This window comes from Comamonas sp. (assembly GCF_009360615.1).
Classification (GTDB): Bacteria; Pseudomonadota; Gammaproteobacteria; order Burkholderiales; family Burkholderiaceae_C; genus Comamonas.
The window spans coordinates 74,934-92,640 of the sequence record NZ_SPEY01000028.1 but is presented as its reverse complement, the minus strand read 5'-3'; the positions used below and the strand labels follow the sequence as shown (position 1 = coordinate 92,640).

Genomic DNA, 17,707 nt, shown 5'->3' with positions numbered 1-17,707 from the left:
GAGACAGACAACATGGCATTGACAGAAATCAAGGTCCCCGATATCGGCGACTTCTCCGAAGTCGGCGTGATCGAAGTGCTGGTCAAGGTGGGTGACACCATCAAGGTCGAGCAGTCCCTGATTACCGTGGAGTCCGACAAGGCCTCCATGGAAATCCCCTCCAGCCAGGCTGGCGTGGTCAAGGAAATCAAGGTTGCCCTGGGCGACAAGGTCAAGGAAGGCTCCGTGGTCGTGATGCTGGAAACCGCTGATGCGGCTTCCGCGCCTGCCGCCGCAGCGCCTGCCCCTGTGGCTGCTGCACCCGTGGCCACCGCTCCTGCACCCGTGGCTGCCGCTCCTGTGGCCGCCGCTGCTGCAGCAGCTTCCACCGTGGACTTGAAGATCCCCGATATCGGCGACTTCAAGGACGTGGCCGTGATCGAGATGCTCGTCAAGGTGGGTGATACCGTGACCGCCGAGCAATCGCTGTTCACCGTGGAGTCCGACAAGGCCTCGATGGAAATCCCTTCGCCTTCGGCCGGCACCATCACGGCGCTGACCATCAAGCTGGGTGACACCGTCAACGTGGGCGACGTCGTCGGTCAGATGACGGTGCAGGGCGCAGCCGCTGCCCCCGTGCAGGCTTCCGCTCCCGTCGCTGCCCCCGTGCAGGCTTCCGCTCCCGTCGCTGCACCGGTTGCCGCTCCTGTGGCGGCAGCACCTGCACCCGTGGTTGCAGCTTCCGTGGCCGCTGCTGCTCCTGTGGCGGCACCTGCGGCCCACAACCCCACCGTGGCTCCCTCGGGTCAGCTGCCCCATGCCTCGCCTTCGGTGCGCAAGTTCGCTCGCGAACTGGGCGTGCCTCTGGCAGAAGTCAAGGGTTCGGGCAACAAGGGCCGCATCACGGCGGAAGACATCCAGTCCTTCACCAAGTCGGTGATGGCTGGCGCCGTGCAGACCCTGGCCCAGCAGGCTGTGGCTCCCAAGTCGTCCGGCGGCAACGTCGGCGGTCTGGAAGTGCTGGCCTGGCCCAAGGTCGACTTCGCCAAGTTTGGCGCAGTCGAGCGCAAGGAACTGTCGCGCATCAAGAAGATCTCGGGTGCCAATCTGCACCGCAACTGGGTGGTCATCCCTCACGTCACCAACAATGACGAGGCCGACATCACCGAGCTGGAAGCCTTCCGTGTGCAGACCAATGCCGAAAGCGCCAAGGCCAAGAGCGATGTCAAGGTGACGATGCTGGCTTTCGTGATCAAGGCCGTGGTCGCTGCGCTGAAGAAGTTCCCCGAGTTCAATGCCTCTCTGGACGGCGACACCCTGGTCTACAAGCAGTACTTCAACATCGGTTTTGCCGCCGACACGCCGAACGGCCTGGTCGTTCCCGTGCTCAAGGACGCCGACAAGAAGGGCATCCTGCAGATCAGCCAGGAAATGGGCGAGCTGGCCAAGAAGGCCCGCGACGGCAAGCTGGGCGCTGCGGACATGCAAGGCGGCTGCTTCTCGATCTCGTCTCTGGGCGGCATCGGCGGCACCAACTTCACGCCCATCATCAATGCGCCTGAAGTCGCCATTCTGGGTCTGTCCAAGGGCGCGATGAAGCCCGTATGGGACGGCAAGCAGTTCGTGCCACGTCTGATGCTGCCTCTGTCGCTGTCGTACGACCACCGCGTCATCGACGGCGCGGCTGCCGCACGTTTCAACGCCTATCTGGGCGCCGTGCTGGCCGACTACCGCCGCATCCTGCTCTAAGCAGCTGACAGGCAGGCTGATTTTTAGTGAAATCGGCCTGTAGCGCTTATCTGAACTGCGCAAGCTGCTATCTTTTTAGATGCCTTGCGCGTCACCTTGCCAGCCCATGAGTGAGATGAAGAACCTGAGACAGCATCCCATCGAGCATCTGCGTGGCGTGGTCCCCGGCATCCGGCCTTTTCCGGATGCGGCGGACGTCTTTGCCGAGCCGGTCGAGAAGTACGCGCGGCATTTCCTGCCGCTCGTCACCATCGACCTGGCGCTACTCGACGATGCCTGGAGCGGGCCGATTCATCTCGTTGCCCCTTGCGAGCCCTATGAAGGGCAAGTCGGGGAGTGGGGGGGCGAGGAGTTTGGCAATGCGCTGCTCAAGCCTGACTGGCTGGCTTTCAAGCTCGACGATCAAGGCAAGTACGAGCTGCTGGGCGATTGGCGCTACTTCATGCTGGAGCAGGATCGTGCCGACTGGGCCGAAAAATCGCTCGACTGGCGCGAGGTGCGTACCCAGCATCGTGAACTGGTCAAACTGGGCGTGGAGCCTCCGTTCGAACTGCACCACGAGGTCCAATACTCATGGCGCGATGTGATGGAACTGCATTACGCAACCCAGCACGCGGCCTATGAGCAGGCCAGGCGGGACTTTCTGGCCCATGGCTGGAATGCTGCGAACGAGTGGGATGACCCCGCTGAAGTTGCCAAGCTGCCGCTGTATGAGCCAGGCACCGATTGCTACGAAACCAGTTCCGGGCGCTATCTGCTCGGCGTGCTGGGCGGCCCTTCCTGGGGCGGCAACTGGAGCAATCTGACGAATGAGTTGCTGAGCGACACCGGCACGGACGATGGCATTCACCCCATCCACCCAGAAACCGGTGCGCACTTCGAGTTCATCTGCAGTGCCAATGCCGATGCTTTTGCCGCCAGCGGCACCGAAACCCTGCTGTTCTACGAGCCTGAAAGCCGTACCGTATTGCTGACTTTTGACTGGAGCTAAGGCGTCAGCCGCCAGGCTTCAACCCGGAAATACCGTTTTCAGCTGCCTGAGCGAATCGGGCGGCGCAGAGACAAAAACCAAGATAGGAGCGCATATGAGCCTCATCGATATCAAGGTACCCAATATCGGCGACTTCGCCGAAGTGGGCGTGATCGAACTGCTGGTCAACCCCGGTGACACCGTGGCCGTGGATCAGTCCCTCATCACCGTGGAGAGCGACAAGGCTTCCATGGAGATTCCTTCCAGCCATGCCGGCGTCGTGAAGGAAATCAAGGTCAAGGTCGGTGACAAGGTTGCCGAAGGCTCGCTGGTGCTGACACTGGAAGCCGCAGCCGGCGGCGTCGCCGCACCTGCTCAGGCAGCGGCCCCTGCGCCTGCCGCAGCCGCTCCAGCCCCTGTGGCGGCGGCTCCCGCTCCCGTCGCCAGCAACTTTGCCGGCACCGTGGACATGGACTGTGACGTGGTCGTTCTGGGCGGTGGCCCTGGCGGCTACTCCGCCGCTTTCCGCGCAGCCGACCTGGGCCTCAAGGTCGTGCTCGTCGAGCGCTACGCCACCCTGGGCGGGGTCTGTCTGAACGTGGGATGCATCCCATCCAAGGCGCTGCTGCACGTGGCTGCCGTGATGGACGAGGTCAAGCACCTGGAAGTGGCGGGCGTGAAGTTCGCGGCGCCCGAGGTGAACATCGACCAGCTGCGCGGCCATAAGGAAAAGGTCATCGGCAAGCTGACCGGCGGTCTCGGACAGATGGCCAAGATGCGCAAGGTCACCATCCTGCGCGGCTACGGCAACTTCGTCTCGGCCAACCACATCGAAGTGGAAGAAACCACCGGCACCGGCCAGGAGAAGACCGGCAGCAAGAAAATCGTTCAGTTCAAGAACGCCATCATTGCCGCAGGCTCGCAGGCCGTGCACCTGCCTTTCATGCCCAAGGACCCCCGCGTGGTTGATTCCACCGGAGCCCTGGATCTGAAGGAAGTGCCCAAGCGCATGCTGATTCTGGGCGGTGGCATCATCGGCCTGGAAATGGGCACTGTCTACAGCACCCTGGGCGCGCGCCTGGATGTGGTGGAAATGATGGATGGCCTGATGCAGGGCGCCGACCGCGATCTGGTCAAGGTCTGGCAGAAGATGAATGCGCCACGTTTCGACAACATCATGGTCAACACCAAGACCGTGGGTGCCGAAGCCACGCCCGAAGGCATCAAGGTCACGTTCGCGCCTGCCAAGGACGGCGTCACCGTGCCCGAGCCCCAGACCTACGACCTGGTTCTGCAGGCCGTGGGCCGCACCCCCAACGGCAAGAAGATCAGCGCCGACAAGGCTGGTGTGGCGGTGACCGATCGCGGCTTCATCGAAGTCGACATCCAGATGCGCACCAATGTGCCCAATATCTTCGCGATCGGCGACATCGTGGGTCAGCCCATGCTGGCCCACAAGGCCGTGCACGAAGCGCACGTGGCTGCCGAAGTCATCGCTGGCGAACTGCAGGGCAACAAGGAGCTGGCATCCAGCGCCTTCAACGCCCGCGTGATTCCTTCGGTCGCCTATACCGATCCCGAAGTCGCATGGGTGGGATTGACCGAAGACCAGGCCAAGGCCCAAGGCATCAAGGTCAAGAAGGGCCTCTTCCCCTGGGCCGCCTCGGGCCGCGCCATCGCCAATGGCCGCGACGAAGGCTTTACCAAGCTGCTGTTTGACGATTCCCCTGAAGCCCACGGTCACGGCCGCATCCTGGGCGGCGGCATGGTCGGCACCCATGCTGGCGACATGATCGGCGAAATCGCCCTGGCCATCGAGATGGGCGCTGACACGGTGGACATCGGCAAGACCATTCACCCCCACCCAACCCTTGGGGAGTCCATTGGCATGGCGGCAGAAGTGGCCCATGGCTCCTGCACGGACGTGCCTCCCGCGCGCAAGTAGGCGCCTGGCGTTTGCGCACACAAAGGCAGTCTTCGGGCTGCCTTTTTTTATGGCAGAGAACCGATGGCGCGTTCGGCAAGGTCTTCAGCCGTGGATTCATTGATATCCTTGGCCTGAGTACTTCCGTTTCTCGCCAGAACCGTGACGAAGAGAGCACAGCCATGCCTGACCCAAGTCTCGACCTATCCAAGCCCCAGAATGCCGCCTGCCACTGCGGCGCAGTGCGCTTTACCGTCTTGCTCAGCGACGGCCTGAACACCGTGCGGCGCTGCAACTGTTCGTTTTGCCGAATGCGCGGTGCCGTGGCGGTGTCGGCCGAGCTGAGCGGCATCGAGGTGTTGCAGGGGCATGATGCCTTGACGCTCTACCAGTTCAACACCGGGCAGGCCAAGCACTATTTCTGCAAGCACTGCGGCATCTATACCTTTCATCAGAGACGCTCGTCACCGCATCAGTACGGTGTGAATGTGGCTTGCTTAGCGGGCATGAGCCCGTTTGACTTTGCCGAGGTGGTGGTGAGCGAAGGGCGCTCTCACCCCAGCGACCGTCGCATGGGGGATGCGGCCGGCAAGCCGGTGGCGGCAGGCTGGCTGCGTTATGTGGCGAATCCCTTGGCCGAAGCGCAGCTTGAAGAATGATGTGAGAGCGTCGAATGCTGTGCGGCGAAGTCATCGCCCATGTAGGGGCCTTCCAGGGAGGCGACCACGTCGCAGATCAACAGCAAGGGCCGCCAGCCGATCTTGGGATACAGGGCGCTGTATTTCTCGGTCTCCGCCGCCGAATGGGGCAGTCATTGCTTTTGAAACGCCTGCATGCCCTGCATGCAATACAGCAGAAAGCGATTGGCGGCAGGGGACAGGTGGCGGCCGGTGCGCGTGATGAGCTGCATCTCGGCGTCCTGAAAAGCCGGATTGTGGATGGGAATGGCGCGCAGACGTCCGCTTGCCAGCTCGGCCGTGACGGAGCAGGGCGGCAGCAAGGTCACGCCCTGGCCGCTGGTGACAAAGGCCAGCAGCACGCTGATGAGGTTGCTGGTCAGCGCCGGGCTGAGGTGGATCCTGTCCTTGTGTTCGGCATATTCCACGAGCTGGCGGATGCCGTACACGCCCTGCAGCATGGCGATAGGCCATTGGTTGAGTTCCTGCAGCGAGGTCTGTACAGCGCCGGCCAGCGGGTGCTGCGCGTGCACGATGGCGTGCATGGGCTGGCGCGCTGTACCGCGGGCGGTGACGTGGCTGTCGGCGGGCGGGTAGTAGACCAGGCCGATCTCGGCCGCGTCCTCGCGGATGCGGCGCATGATCTCGGTCGTGCCGTAGATCTCCAGCGAGATGCTGACGCCCGGATACTGCTGGCGAAAATTGCGTATCGGCCCGTCGATCAGCTCCTGCGCAAAGCCTTCACCGCTGACCACGCTGACGCTGCCGCTGTGAAGCCCGCGCAGCGCATCGACCTTGGCCAGCATGTCGTGGCGGTGGGCCGTGTGTTCGCGGTGATAGTCCAGCAGAATCTGGCCGGCTTCGGTGGGCACCACGCCGCTACGGTGGCGCTCCAGCAGGGCCACGCCCAGTTCCTCTTCGAGCAGGCTGATCTGGCGGCTGACGGCCGAGGGCACGATGCCCAGTTTTTCGGCTGCGGCACGGACTGAGCCGCAGTAAACGGCTTCAAACAGATAGCGGGCGCGGGAGTCTTGAAAGGCGGGCATGCGGCGATTGTCGTCGCCAAATTGCATCTGTATTCATACGTATGTTCACTTTTTTAGAACAGAAAAAGAATGCGTATGCAATATATGCATTGTTATATTCAGCGCCCGCATGGGTGAGCGCCAGCCTGGGCTGGCCCTGCCCATTTTCAGGGTTCAAAGCTATTTCAGCGCGTCGGCAGCGGCCGTCGTGCGCGAGGAATGTGGATGCGTACAGAGGTGCAGCCGGCCAAGGCCGCGTTGAATGTGGGCAGCGTGGTGCAGGTATTTGCGCTGGCGCTGGTGATTGCAGCATTGTCCGAGTGGCTGGGGCCGCTGCCCATTTCGCTGGGCATCGGCAAGGTGGTGCTGCTGCCCATGATCTGGGCGCTGCTCATCGGCCTGGTACTGGGCCTGTCGCGCAAGCGCCTGCCGGGGCCGCTGCAGCTGGGCTTGCACAGCCAGAATCTGGCCGCAGCCGTGCTGTCCTGCGCCTTGTTCCTGTTCATTGCCAAGCTGGGACTGCTGGTGGGAGGCTCGCTGCCCAAGCTGGCCGAGGTCGGCTGGGGTCTGGTGCTGCAGGAGCTGGGCAATCTGGTCGGTTGCGTGGCCTTGGGCATGCCGGTGGCCCTGTTGCTGGGCATCAAGCGCGAGGCGATTGGCGCAACCTTCTCGATCGGCCGCGAACCGGGCCTGGCCATCATCGGCGAGCGCTTCGGCATGGATTCTCCCGAAGGCCGTGGCGTGCTGGCCGAGTACATCACCGGTACGCTGATCGGCGCCATCTTCATCTCGCTGCTGGCCGGTTTTGTCTCAAGCCTCAATATCTTTCACCCGCTGGCACTGGGCATGGGGGCCGGTGTGGGCTCGGGCAGCATGACGGCTGCTGCCGTTGGCGCGATTGCCGCCCAGCATCCCGAGATGAGCGACCAGATTGCCACCTTTGCCGCTGCCGCCAATCTGATCGCGACAACGGTGGGAACCTATCTGACCCTGTTCATCTCGCTGCCCCTGGCCTTGCATGCCTATCGATGGCTGGAGCCGATTCTGGGTCGCCAGCGCAGGCAGGCCGTGGTGGAGCAGGCCGTAGATCTGTCAGCCGCCAAGGATGAGGAACAGGCACAGGTGCCGACGCTGGGCCTGGGCATGCGCTTGGCTTGCTGGGTTCTGGTCGGTGCCATGGTGCTGATCGGCAACCGCATCGGCCATGGCGTTCCCGTGATGGACGCGCTGCCGGGCGTGCTGCTGATCATTGCCGCCGTGCTGGTCGGCGATCTCATCTATGTCGGCACGCGTCGCGTGCTGCCCGCCGTGTGCTGGATTTCGTTCATCGCCATGGCCATGACGTTCCCGCTGACGCCGTATGCCGCCGAAGTGGCGGCTTTGACCGGCAAGGTCAACTTCCTCGCCATGATCACGCCCATGCTGACGTTCGCGGGCTTGTCGCTGGCCAAGGACATTCCGGCCTTCCGCCGGCTGGGCTGGCGCATCGTGGTGGTTTCGCTGCTGGCCAATGCCGGGGTATTCCTGGCCGCGACGCTGATCGCCCAGACCTTTGTGCACACGCTGTAGAACCGGAGCCAGACCATGATGAACACCATCAAGTGGCCCGGCCAGCAGGAACTGCAGGCCTGGCGTCACGACTTTCATCGGCATCCCGAAACGGCATTTCAGGAGCACCGTACCAGTGCGCGCGTGGCCGAGCTGCTGAAGGGCTTCGGCCTCGAAGTGCACACCGGCCTGGCTGGCACCGGAGTGGTTGCAGTGCTCAGGGGCAGTCTCGGACCCGGTCCCTCGATCGGTTTGCGCGCCGATATGGATGCGCTGCATGTGACCGAGCTCAACCGGTGCGAGCATGCATCGACCTACGCAGGCCGCATGCATGCCTGTGGTCATGACGGGCATACCAGCATGTTGCTGGGCGCGGCCCAGGCCCTGGCCTCGGCGCCCGATTTCGCCGGGACCGTGCATTTCATCTTCCAGCCCGCCGAGGAAAACGAGGGTGGCGCGCGCGCCATGATCGAGGAGGGGCTGTTCCAGCGTTTCCCCATGGACGCGGTCTACAGCATGCACAACTGGCCCGGCCTGCCCGTGGGGACGGCTGCCGTGCATTCCACAGCCGTGATGGCGGCCTTTGACATCTTCGATCTGACGCTGACCGGCAAGGGATGCCATGCCGCCATGCCGCATCTGGGCAAGGATGCGCTGCTGGCGGCTTGCCAGCTCGTGACGCAGCTGCCCGCGCTGGTTGCGCGCGAGCAGGAGGTGCACAAGCCGGCCGTGCTGAGCGTGACCAGCTTCAACGCCGGCGACACCTATAACGTGATGCCTGAAGTCATCAAGCTGCGTGGCACCGTGCGCTGCTTCGACATGCCTCAGCGCGCGCGCATCGAACAGCGCTTTCGCGATGCGATTGCCGCGACCTGTGCGTTGCACGGCCTGGAGGCCCAGCTCGACTACCGCGTCAGCTACCCTGCGACCGTCAACAACCCCCGGCATGCCGAAGTCTGCGCCGAGGTGCTGACCCGCGTGCTGGGCGAAGGCAAGGTCCGCAGGGACATGGTGCCCAGCATGGCTTCGGAAGATTTTGCCTTCATGGCACAGGAATGCCCGGGCGTCTATATCTGGCTCGGCAATGGCGAGGACAGTGCTTCCCTGCACAACCCCAAGTACGACTTCAACGACGCCAGTCTGCCGCTGGGCATGCGTTACTGGGTGGAACTGGTGGGGGCGTTGCTGAAGGATGGCAGGCTGCCCGTCTGACCGAGGCGCTTTGCCGCATGGACCGATGCCGGACCCACCCCGAGTGGACTCCGGCATTTTTCATGCCCTGACGGTTTGCAAAACCTCCACAAGCAATGCATTCGGTCACAGAAATGTCGGAAGGCTGACACCCTGTAACGCGATTCGTGCCGACGCCTCTATGATGTTTGTAGCGTTCCTGGACAGCGCCCATGTGGCTTCGGGCTGTCTCGGGATCGTGCGTGGCGGCCGCCGTGATCCTCCGGATGCAGGACGGGCCGGCCAAACAGCAGGTGTTGCATCCGGCGCATGTCCGGGCTTACACGCGGCGCTGTCCGCATTTCTCGCAACGCTGCCTGCACCAATCCTGGTGCTGTGACTTTGTCGCACTGTCCGGGTCTTGATACAGGAGGGCGCTTTATGCCGTTCGGCAATTTCGAGGCGGGCATCTGGACCGCCGCTTTTCCGCCGCTGCTGAGCTGGTGCGTGCTGGTGGCAGCCGCCGCCTTGCTTGGCCATCTGGTTCGCCGTTTCACCGGCTACCCGCGCATGCTGGGCTATACCCTGGTTGGCCTGGTGGCTGGAGGGGTAGGCTTTGGTGATCTGCCCTGGCCGTTGCAGGGGAGTACGGCGGTGTTGCTGGAGGTGGCTGTCGGCGCAAGCCTGCTGCTGGCGGCCTCCCAGGTTTCCTTGCCCTGGCTGTTGCGCCAGCCTTTGCTGCTGCTGCAGAGTCTGGGCGAGTCGCTGGTCACGCTGGCCGTGGTGGCGGCGACCTTGCTGGCGTTGGGCTGGGGCTGGGCCGTGGCGCTGGCCGTCGGCGTGATCTCCGTCGCTGCATCGCCGGCAGTGCTGCTGCGCATTGCCGATGATCTGCGGGCCAGCGGAGCTGTGACCGACCGCAGCTTGCTGCTGGCGACCCTCAGCAGTCTGCTGGCGCTGCTCGGGGCTCTGGTGCTGACAGTGGTGTTCGTGCCCGTCGCTGCAGCGGCGGGCGGCGGACTGCAGTTTTCGTCTGCGGGGCTGGGGCGTTTGCTGCTCAGCTTGCTGCTGACCCTGGCCTGGGCCTCGCTGGCCACTCTGGCCTTCTGGCCGGTCCTGCGCTGGCAGTCATCGCGCAGCGACACCACGGCCTTGTACCTGCTGGCGGCCATGGCTGCGGTTTGTCTCCTGGCCGAGCAATGGGGCGGCTCTGCCGCACTCGGCTTCATGGTCGCGGGGCTGATGCTGCGCAACCTGAGTCCCATGCCGCTGATCTGGCCGCAGGCCTTTCAGGCGGCCAATGCCATGCTCAATCTGCTGATGTTCGTGCTGGTGGCCAGCATGGCCTCTCAGGTGAATCTGTCTGTGGCGATGGTTTCTGTGGTGGCCGCCGCTGTCCTGGCGAGAATGCTGGGCAAGTTTGGCTCCATCTTGCTGTTGGGCCTGGGGACCGGGCTCGGCTGGCGCAGGCAATGGCCCGTAGCCTGCGGACAGCTGGCACTGTCGGGGCTCGCGCTGCTGATGGTGTCCGGTATTGCAATGCAGTGGACGGCTTTCAACGCCAGCGTGGCCCAGCAGGTGGCTGCCATTGCACTGCCCATGATTGTCCTGTGCGAGGTACTGGGTGTGCTGCTGGCCGCAACCGCCCTTTGGCGCAGCGGTGACGCCCATCGCGGCGTGGGTCGTGCGGCCTTGCAAAGAGGAGGAAAGCGCCATGACGCATGAAACCGAACAAGCCCAGCCAGCAGGTGCTGATGCCATCGGCCCGGGGGAATTCGCGCCCTCCCAGGCCTTGACCCTGGGTGTGGAGCTGGAGTTGCAGCTGCTCAACACCCATCACTACGACATGACGCCGTATGCGCCCGATATGCTGGCCCTGCTCAAGAACGCCAGGGTGCCGGGATCCATCGTGCCCGAGGTGACGTCCAGCATGATAGAGATCTCGACGGGCATCTGTCAGGATGCGCAGGACGCCTATGAGCAACTGGCCGTTACGCGCGATGCCTTGGTCAAGGCGGCCGACCGGCTCAATATCGCTCTGGCCGGCGGCGGCACGCATCCGTTTCAGCAGTGGCACCAGCAGCGCATTTACGACAAGCCGCGCTTCAGGGAGCTGACGGCGCTGTACGGCTATCTGACCAAGCAGTTCACGATCTTCGGCCAGCATGTGCATGTGGGCTGTCCCAGTGCCGACGATGCGCTGATGATGCTGCACCGGCTTTCGCGCTATATCCCGCACTTCATCGCGCTTTCGGCATCCAGCCCATTCGTGCAGGGCCAGGACACGGCATTCGACTCCGCGCGTCTGAACTCGGTGTTTGCCTTTCCGCTGTCGGGCCGTGCGCCATTTGCCCTGCATTGGGAGGATTTCGAGCGCTACTTTGCCAAGATGGCGGCGACGGGCGTCATCCACAGCATGAAGGATTTTTACTGGGATATCCGTCCCAAGCCCGAGTTCGGCACCGTGGAGGTTCGGGTCTTCGACACGCCTTTGTCCATCGATCGTGCGGCACAACTGGCGGCCTATGTGCAGGCGCTGGGTGCCTGGTTCCTCAGCGAACAGCCTTTCGAACCCTGCGAGGACGACTATCTGGTCTATACCTATAACCGCTTTCAGGCTTGCCGCTTCGGTCTGGACGGCACGTACGTGGACCCGGCCAGCAGCGAGCAACTCTCGCTGCGTGAGCACATAGAGCAGACTCTGAATCGCATCACCAGTCATGCGCCGGCATCCGGCAAGAGCGCGCTGAAGGAGCTGGCACTGGTACTGCAGCGCGGCAACGATGCGAGCTGGCTGCGCGAGAGCTACGCCAGGGGGCAGCAATTGCCCGAGGTGGTGAGACAGGCTTCGCTCAGATTTTCCGGTCGCCTCTGAGCCGCTTCTGAGCCGTTTTGACATCATCGGCCCGATACAGTCGTCTACAGATGGAGATGTTTACGAGTGCGGATCGATGGGGCGCACAAGGCAGTTGCCGGTTCTGCTTTGCCGACTCTCAGGTGCCGCAGCGTGCAGCAATGGCCTGAGCCATTTCGCATCTGTCTGCGCCCTATATGAGCAATTCCACGGTTGCCAGCGTTACCCTGAGCATGCTTTGCGTGCATCTGCTTTGCTTTACGTGCTGTTTCTTCTGATCCGTCGCGGACTGACCGGCAGGAAGATGGGCATGGAGATTTGGCCCAGGGCAACCTGCTGCTCGGCTGCGCCTGCGTACTGCAGCTGCTCGGTGCTGAGACATCTTGCCGACGAACTCGGCAGCATGGCCGCCCAGGATCCGCTCGCCAAGCTGCTCAATCGGCGAGGTCTGCTGATCGGCCTGGAGGCGCATTTCGCGGCTGCAAAAGCCGCGCCCGTCCACCTGTTGATCGTGGACATTGACCGCTGCAAACGCATCAACGACAGCGACGTGCAACAGCTTGGCGACATCGTCCTGTGCCACGTGTCCCATGTGATCGTGCAATGCACGCGCAAGGGTGATACGTCGTCTGGGAGGGGAGGAGTCCGTGATTCTCTGTCCGGGACTGCAGGGGGATGAAGCCCTGAAGCAGGCCGAGAGAATACGCGTTGCGATCCGTGAGATCGCCATACCGGGCGTCAGCCTGCATGGCACGATTACTTGCACGGCGACGATTGGCGTTTCCAGTCCCTTCATCGTCTCTAACGCATTTGATATTGCGCTGCTGCAGGCCAATGCAGCGCTTTATCGAGGCAAGCGCGCAGGGTGCAATCGCGTCCAGCGCATGGGTCTCGAAGAACTCTGGCCGAAGACGACCCAGGGCCCGGCAGGTGGATCAAGCCCTTCCATCAGGGAAAGGGCCTGGGGCGCAATCAGGCTTCAATCACTGTCACGTCATAGCCCTTGCCGCTGGCAATCACCTCCAGCAGTCGATCGATATTCGGATGGGCACCCGGGCGAGCCTTGGCATCTTCGGTGTGTTCGGCAAACAGCTGCAGGCCTTCTTCGGCAGCCGCAACATTGATGCTGCCGTATTTGGCAAACAGCGCGTGGTAGACCTTGACCGAGCCTGCCTTGCCGGGTGCATTGGGAACCGTGGCGGAGAGATTGCCGTCGGGGTCGATCAGTTGCAGTTCGGAGATATGGTCGATGGAGGGAAGTTGCTTGAGGTTGTCGGCAAAGGCCATGGTGTGCTCGCGAAGGTCGCTGTGATGGAAGCTGCTATTGTGGGGGCAGCTGGAAGGCTGGTTCAGCTTCGGGCGCTGTTTTGCGCCAGTTCGCTCAGTGACTGCTGCATCTGCGCAAGCGTTGGTGCATATTCGGGCAGTTCTGCAATCTCATCCATTTCTCGCTGCATCTGCTGCTGAACCTGTGCTGCCAGCGCCTTCCACTGGGAGGCCCCCATCAGGGCCTGGGCCGCCTGCAGCAAGTCGGCTTGCGTCTCATGAGACAGCGCGAGCTTGCGCACCACATTGAGCGCAAATGGAGGGCACAGCAGAATTTGAAGTGCCGTCGAGCGCGCGAAAGCCTCGCTGCTGTGCCCTTGCCTGCCATGGCGCAGGGTCAGCCAGCTCAGCCAGGCCGTGCTCCAATAGATCAGCGCGAGCGCAATCAGTTGCAGCCGCTCGGAATGCAGCACCAGCAGCGCGGCGGGAAGTCCGAGAAACAGCAGCGCAGCCAGCAGATACAAGGGCAGCGCGAAGGCCTTGAAGCTGCGGGAATGTCTCTCCAGTGCCGTGGACAATGCCGCTTCGCCGGGCAGCCGAATCTGCGTGGTGCTCCAGTGCAGCCGGTAGGCGGGCTGGTGAAGCGCAAAAATCGGCAGCCACAGCAGACGGTTCCGACGCAGCTCGAAACCCTGGCTGGCCAGCTGAGCCCGCCATCCCGAGCGAAGCGGGCTCAGCAAGCCTTCTTCAGGCTTGAGCAGCAGGGCCGCGTCGTAGAGATAGAACAGGACGATGGCGAGAACCACCTGCAACTGCGTGGAGATCGTGAAATACAAGACGGCTTTCCGGACAGGACAAACCCCGCGATCTTAGCGATTCGCGGGGCGGGTTGGACACGGAGGTCGTGGGTCGGCGATGGGCCTATTCAGCGGCCTTCTTGCGGCCGAACAATTTGCCGATGCCTGCGAAGAGGGCGACGGCTGCCGCAGCGACGAATTTCCAGCCTGCGGCCAGGAAGCCGGCAATCGCGCCCCACAGGCCTTTCTTGGTGGCCACTGCGGCAGCGCCGCCGAGCACCAGCGCGCCCAGGCCGATGGCAGCGACCTTGTCGCCGTTCTTGAACTCGGCATAGGTCTGTCCGCTGTGGTAGTCGAATCCCGCGAGCACTTTCTTGAACTCATCGGTGTTCTGGGCCAGTGTGGCGGTGTCGGAGACCAGGGTGGCCGTCATCACGCCGCTGCGGCCCAGAATGCGCGACGTGTAGTTGACGTTCTTTTCGCCCGATTCGCCACGCAGGCGAAGACCCCATTCCAGCCGCTTGGTGGCGGTGTCGTAATGTGGGGGAACCTGCCAGCCGTCGGTGTACAGAGCTTCCAGGCCCAGCTTCTTGCGCTGCTCGTTGCCGGCCTTGTCGCCTGCCTGCATGGATTTGAGCAACCCGTCGGCATCGATCTTTTCGTCGTCCTTCACGTAGCCGGTGTCGTCATAGGAAAACACGGCAAACCAGTCCAGCGATTTGGGGGCGATCAGAAAGTGATCGCTGCTGGGTGGGTTGCCAAAGGCCTGCAACAGCTTGGAGGTGTCGGCCTGACCGAGAAAGGCATAGCCCGACGGAATCCTGATGCTGGCCTTGTCTGCGATTTCTCCCTTGCCACTTTCCTGCCAGTGCAAGGCCTTGATTTCAGGGGGCAACTCCTGGGGGGTCTCTGTCTTGGCCCATACGCCAAGAGACAGTGACAGGCCGATAACGGTGGCCGCGATGGACTTGAGCATGCAATGAACTCCCGAGTTATGAATATATTGAGGAAAGCGACTGGAAACAACGAACGTGATGCCACAGACGCGTTCGGATCATCGGTCGTTGATTCTCAGGTGAAGCATAACGCGGCTCAAACTGAGATGACAAAACAAGCAGGATTGATAGCGCCTTGCATCGGTAATATGGTGCAGTCGGCAGTTTTTTGAAGAATTTCCTTGGAGATCGCTCGCATGCACCGCCCCGCATCTTTGTTACAGGGACACAACAGTCTTGGCATGGGCAGCTGGCATCTCGGCCAGGGGCGGCGCAGCCTGGAGGAGGAGAAAGCGGCCTTGCTCACCGGACTGCAGCTCGGCCTGACCGTGATTGACACTGCGGAGATGTATGGCGACGGCCTTTCCGAAGAGCTGATTGGGGATGTGCTGCGTGAGTGGTCGCCCCGTCGGTCCCGACCTTTTCTGGTGAGCAAGGTACTGCCCATGCACGCCAGCCGCAAAGGGGTGATGAGCGCGTTCGAAGGCAGCGCCGACAGGCTGGGAGTGGACTGTATCGACCTTTACCTGCTGCACTGGCGTGGCAACACGCCGCTGGCGGAGACGGTCGCCGCGTTCGAAGCGTTGAAGGCGCAAGGCAGGATCCGCCATTGGGGTGTGTCCAACTTCGACATCGACGATATGCAGGAGCTGTGGCAAGTTCCGGGAGGACGCAATTGCGCGGTCAACCAGGTGCTCTACAACGCCTGCAGCCGTGGTATCGAATATGACTTGCTGCCCTGGTGTCTGAAACACGGCGTGACCGTGATGGCCTATTGCCCGCTGGGACATGGAGAGCTGGTCGCGCAAACCCTGCTGGGTGAAATCGGTGATCGCCATGGCGTCAGTGCCAGTGTGGTGGCCCTGGCCTGGGTCCTGCGCAGCGGCAGGGTGCTGGCGATTCCCGAGAGCGGGTCTGCAGACCATGTCCGAGACAATGCCCGCGCACTGCAGCTGCGGCTCGGCGCCGAGGAGCTGGCGCTGATCGATGCTGCCTCGCCCCCGCCGCGCTTCAAGCTGCCTCTGGACGTCCTCTGAGCGAGGAGGGCCTCTGGGCGGTTCGTGGCCGTGTGATGGCGATGGGGTCTGGGAATCGCGCTGACTGTACCCATACTCCGACCGGAGCGCGGACCGTTTCCCGGTCCAGAGGCAGACCCGGCGACCACGTTGCCCGGGCGGTCCTGTGTCTGGCCGTTGCCACTCCAGCGCGGAGCGCGACGATTCCCACGCGTGCGCGGCATTCGCATGACCGGCATGAACAAACAGGCCCGGCGCAGTGAGCGGCAAGACGGCGCGGTCGCTGCAATCGGGCGAAGAGTGCATGCGGCTCCCCTGAACGGAGGTGCCGGACAGGAGAGCGGGCCTGCATGATGGGGCCGCTACTGAGGGTGAAAGCCGCAGGGGCTGCTGCCGCAGTGGGTCGCGCTGGTGAATCGTTCTCGCGTTTTGCCATATGCTAGATAGTTCACATATCACCTCACCAAGACAGAGAGACCACGCAGTGGAGCCAGTGACTAGCCGGGGGCTGAACCCTTCATGGATCATCGTCGCAGCCGGCGTCAGCGCCTCCCTGCATGTGGGCAAGCTGCCGCCCGCCGTGCCCTTGCTGCAGCAACAACTGGACATGTCCCTGGTGCAGGCCGGATTTCTGCTCTCCACCGTTCAGGTGGCGGGGATGCTGCTGGGTCTGGTGGTGGGGCTGGGGGCCGACAGATGGGGTCTGCGTCGCAGCCTCCTGACAGGGTTGATATTGATGGCGCTGTCCAGCGTGTTGGGGGCTGCGGCCACGGGCTATGCCTGGCTGCTGGCGCTGCGTGCGCTGGAAGGTCTGGGATTCTTGCTGGTCGCCATGCCTGCGCCGGGGCTGATCCGACGTGCGGTCCGACCGTCTGAGCTGGGCACACGCATGGGCTGGTGGGGTTCCTATATGCCCATCGGCAGTGCGTTGGGCTTGCTGTTGGGGCCCTGGGTGCTGCAGGCCAGTAGCTGGCAGGTCTGGTGGATTGCGCTGGGATGCACCTCCGCATTGGCCGCCTGTGCGGTTTGGCGCATGGTGCCAGCGGATGAGGCTGCAACTGCTGCCGTGGCAGCGAAGGCCGACGAGGGCTGGCGTCCGCGCCTGTCGCGCACCTTGCGCAGCCCGGGCCCCTGGCTGGTATCGCTGGGTTTCATGGCGTATTCGGGCCAGTGGATGGGGGTCATCGGGTTCTTGCCCACCCTGTATGCGGAAGCCGGCCTCGGTGCCAGGCTCGCAGGCCTGCTGACGGCCGTGGTTGCAGCCTGCAACATGCTGGGCAATGTGGCGGCAGGCAAGCTGTTGCAGCGGGGCTGGACTCCGGCTCGCTGCCTCAAGACCGGCTATGGGCTGATGGCGGCAATGGCGCTGATGGCCTATGTGCAGATCGGTGGCGAGCCTTGGGCCCCGCTGTGGCTGCGCTTCGTGGCCGTGGCTCTGTTCTCGGCAACGGGTGGCCTGATCCCGGCGACGCTGTTCACCACGGCGATGCATCTGGCACCCAGTCCGGCCACAGTGTCCACCACCGTGGGTTTCATGCAGCAATGGTCTTGTGTGGGGCAGTTTGCCGGTCCGCCTCTGGTGGCGGCCGTGGCCATGCGGATGGGGGGGTGGCAATTCACGTGGATGGTGACGGGCTGCCTGTGCGTGCTGGGCTGGCTGCTGTCCCAGGGGGTGGCCCGCTGCTGGCAGGATCGCCAGGCCTGACGGGACTGCCACGATGCCATTCATTTGATAGC

14 protein-coding genes and 1 pseudogene are annotated in these 17,707 nt (G+C 63.2%); 11 read left to right on the top strand and 4 right to left on the bottom strand.

Going from position 1 to position 17,707, the window contains the following annotated elements; genetic code table 11:
- Positions 1 to 12: 12 nt before the first annotated feature.
- The 4 genes from aceF (at position 13) to E2583_RS10385 (ending at position 5,281) form a co-directional block, all read left to right on the top strand.
- Positions 13 to 1,728 (top strand): dihydrolipoyllysine-residue acetyltransferase, encoded by a 1,716-nt coding sequence (gene aceF, locus E2583_RS10400; protein ID WP_291595498.1) that lies wholly within the window; start codon positions 13 to 15, stop codon positions 1,726 to 1,728.
- A 115-nt stretch (positions 1,729 to 1,843) separates the two neighbouring features.
- Complete coding sequence (locus E2583_RS10395) at positions 1,844 to 2,719, top strand: hypothetical protein (RefSeq protein WP_291595496.1); 876 nt, start codon at positions 1,844 to 1,846, stop codon at positions 2,717 to 2,719.
- A gap of 94 nt (positions 2,720 to 2,813) precedes the next feature.
- Entirely contained in the window at positions 2,814 to 4,643 is a 1,830-nt protein-coding gene (gene lpdA / locus E2583_RS10390; RefSeq protein ID WP_291595494.1) for a dihydrolipoyl dehydrogenase, read from the top strand.
- A 161-nt stretch (positions 4,644 to 4,804) separates the two neighbouring features.
- Positions 4,805 to 5,281, top strand: coding sequence for a GFA family protein (locus E2583_RS10385; protein WP_291595492.1), 477 nt, complete (start codon positions 4,805 to 4,807; stop codon positions 5,279 to 5,281).
- A gap of 152 nt (positions 5,282 to 5,433) precedes the next feature.
- Here the strand turns inward: E2583_RS10385 and E2583_RS10380 are convergent, their stop codons facing one another.
- Positions 5,434 to 6,372: a LysR family transcriptional regulator gene (locus tag E2583_RS10380; protein ID WP_325800993.1), complete on the bottom strand. Its 939-nt coding sequence runs from the start codon at positions 6,370 to 6,372 to the stop codon at positions 5,434 to 5,436.
- A gap of 177 nt (positions 6,373 to 6,549) precedes the next feature.
- Here E2583_RS10380 and E2583_RS10375 point away from each other — a divergent pair, with 177 nt between their 5' ends.
- The 5 genes and pseudogenes from E2583_RS10375 to E2583_RS24675 form a co-directional block, all read left to right on the top strand.
- Positions 6,550 to 7,893, top strand: coding sequence for a DUF3100 domain-containing protein (locus E2583_RS10375; RefSeq protein WP_291595488.1), 1,344 nt, complete (start codon positions 6,550 to 6,552; stop codon positions 7,891 to 7,893).
- A gap of 15 nt (positions 7,894 to 7,908) precedes the next feature.
- A complete protein-coding gene (locus E2583_RS10370; RefSeq protein WP_291595486.1) occupies positions 7,909 to 9,084 on the top strand; it encodes a M20 aminoacylase family protein in 1,176 nt (391 codons plus the stop codon).
- Positions 9,085 to 9,483: 399 nt separating this feature from the next.
- Complete coding sequence (locus E2583_RS10365) at positions 9,484 to 10,767, top strand: cation:proton antiporter (RefSeq protein WP_291595484.1); 1,284 nt, start codon at positions 9,484 to 9,486, stop codon at positions 10,765 to 10,767.
- Complete coding sequence (locus tag E2583_RS10360; protein ID WP_291595482.1) at positions 10,757 to 11,917, top strand: YbdK family carboxylate-amine ligase; 1,161 nt, start codon at positions 10,757 to 10,759, stop codon at positions 11,915 to 11,917. The genes E2583_RS10365 and E2583_RS10360 overlap by 11 nt, the downstream gene beginning before the upstream one ends.
- A gap of 76 nt (positions 11,918 to 11,993) precedes the next feature.
- A pseudogene (locus tag E2583_RS24675) lies at positions 11,994 to 12,717 on the top strand (GGDEF domain-containing protein); the annotation flags it as partial.
- A 151-nt stretch (positions 12,718 to 12,868) separates the two neighbouring features.
- Here E2583_RS24675 and E2583_RS10345 read toward each other — a convergent pair.
- The 3 genes from E2583_RS10345 to E2583_RS10335 form a co-directional block, all read right to left on the bottom strand.
- On the bottom strand, positions 12,869 to 13,183 hold the full coding sequence (locus tag E2583_RS10345; RefSeq protein WP_291595478.1) for a DUF2322 family protein: 315 nt from the start codon (positions 13,181 to 13,183) through the stop codon (positions 12,869 to 12,871).
- Positions 13,184 to 13,245: 62 nt separating this feature from the next.
- On the bottom strand, positions 13,246 to 13,998 hold the full coding sequence (locus tag E2583_RS10340) for a hypothetical protein (RefSeq protein WP_291595476.1): 753 nt from the start codon (positions 13,996 to 13,998) through the stop codon (positions 13,246 to 13,248).
- An 85-nt stretch (positions 13,999 to 14,083) separates the two neighbouring features.
- The gene (locus E2583_RS10335; protein ID WP_291595475.1) at positions 14,084 to 14,935 is read right to left on the bottom strand and encodes a DUF2167 domain-containing protein; all 852 of its coding nucleotides are present in this window, start codon (positions 14,933 to 14,935) and stop codon (positions 14,084 to 14,086) included.
- Positions 14,936 to 15,196: 261 nt separating this feature from the next.
- On the opposite strand from E2583_RS10335, the gene E2583_RS10330 reads away from it, so the two are divergent.
- Complete coding sequence (locus E2583_RS10330) at positions 15,197 to 15,991, top strand: aldo/keto reductase (protein WP_291595473.1); 795 nt, start codon at positions 15,197 to 15,199, stop codon at positions 15,989 to 15,991.
- Between the two features lie 463 nt (positions 15,992 to 16,454).
- Complete coding sequence (locus E2583_RS10325; protein ID WP_291595472.1) at positions 16,455 to 17,675, top strand: CynX/NimT family MFS transporter; 1,221 nt, start codon at positions 16,455 to 16,457, stop codon at positions 17,673 to 17,675.
- Positions 17,676 to 17,707: the final 32 nt, after the last annotated feature.

What these genes read in the sequence shown, in the direction of transcription:
- E2583_RS10375 (WP_291595488.1), top strand. Translation starts at nt 6,550, where the DNA reads ATGCGTACAGAGGTGCAGCCGGCCAAGGCCGCGTTGAATGTGGGCAGC.
- E2583_RS10395 (WP_291595496.1), top strand. Translation starts at nt 1,844, where the DNA reads ATGAAGAACCTGAGACAGCATCCCATCGAGCATCTGCGTGGCGTGGTC.
- E2583_RS10365 (WP_291595484.1), top strand. Translation starts at nt 9,484, where the DNA reads ATGCCGTTCGGCAATTTCGAGGCGGGCATCTGGACCGCCGCTTTTCCG.
- E2583_RS10385 (WP_291595492.1), top strand. Translation starts at nt 4,805, where the DNA reads ATGCCTGACCCAAGTCTCGACCTATCCAAGCCCCAGAATGCCGCCTGC.
- E2583_RS10370 (WP_291595486.1), top strand. Translation starts at nt 7,909, where the DNA reads ATGATGAACACCATCAAGTGGCCCGGCCAGCAGGAACTGCAGGCCTGG.
- aceF (WP_291595498.1), top strand. Translation starts at nt 13, where the DNA reads ATGGCATTGACAGAAATCAAGGTCCCCGATATCGGCGACTTCTCCGAA.
- E2583_RS10345 (WP_291595478.1), bottom strand. Translation starts at nt 13,183, where the DNA reads ATGGCCTTTGCCGACAACCTCAAGCAACTTCCCTCCATCGACCATATC.
- E2583_RS10380 (WP_325800993.1), bottom strand. Translation starts at nt 6,372, where the DNA reads ATGCAATTTGGCGACGACAATCGCCGCATGCCCGCCTTTCAAGACTCC.
- lpdA (WP_291595494.1), top strand. Translation starts at nt 2,814, where the DNA reads ATGAGCCTCATCGATATCAAGGTACCCAATATCGGCGACTTCGCCGAA.
- E2583_RS10330 (WP_291595473.1), top strand. Translation starts at nt 15,197, where the DNA reads ATGGGCAGCTGGCATCTCGGCCAGGGGCGGCGCAGCCTGGAGGAGGAG.
- E2583_RS10335 (WP_291595475.1), bottom strand. Translation starts at nt 14,935, where the DNA reads ATGCTCAAGTCCATCGCGGCCACCGTTATCGGCCTGTCACTGTCTCTT.
- E2583_RS10360 (WP_291595482.1), top strand. Translation starts at nt 10,757, where the DNA reads ATGACGCATGAAACCGAACAAGCCCAGCCAGCAGGTGCTGATGCCATC.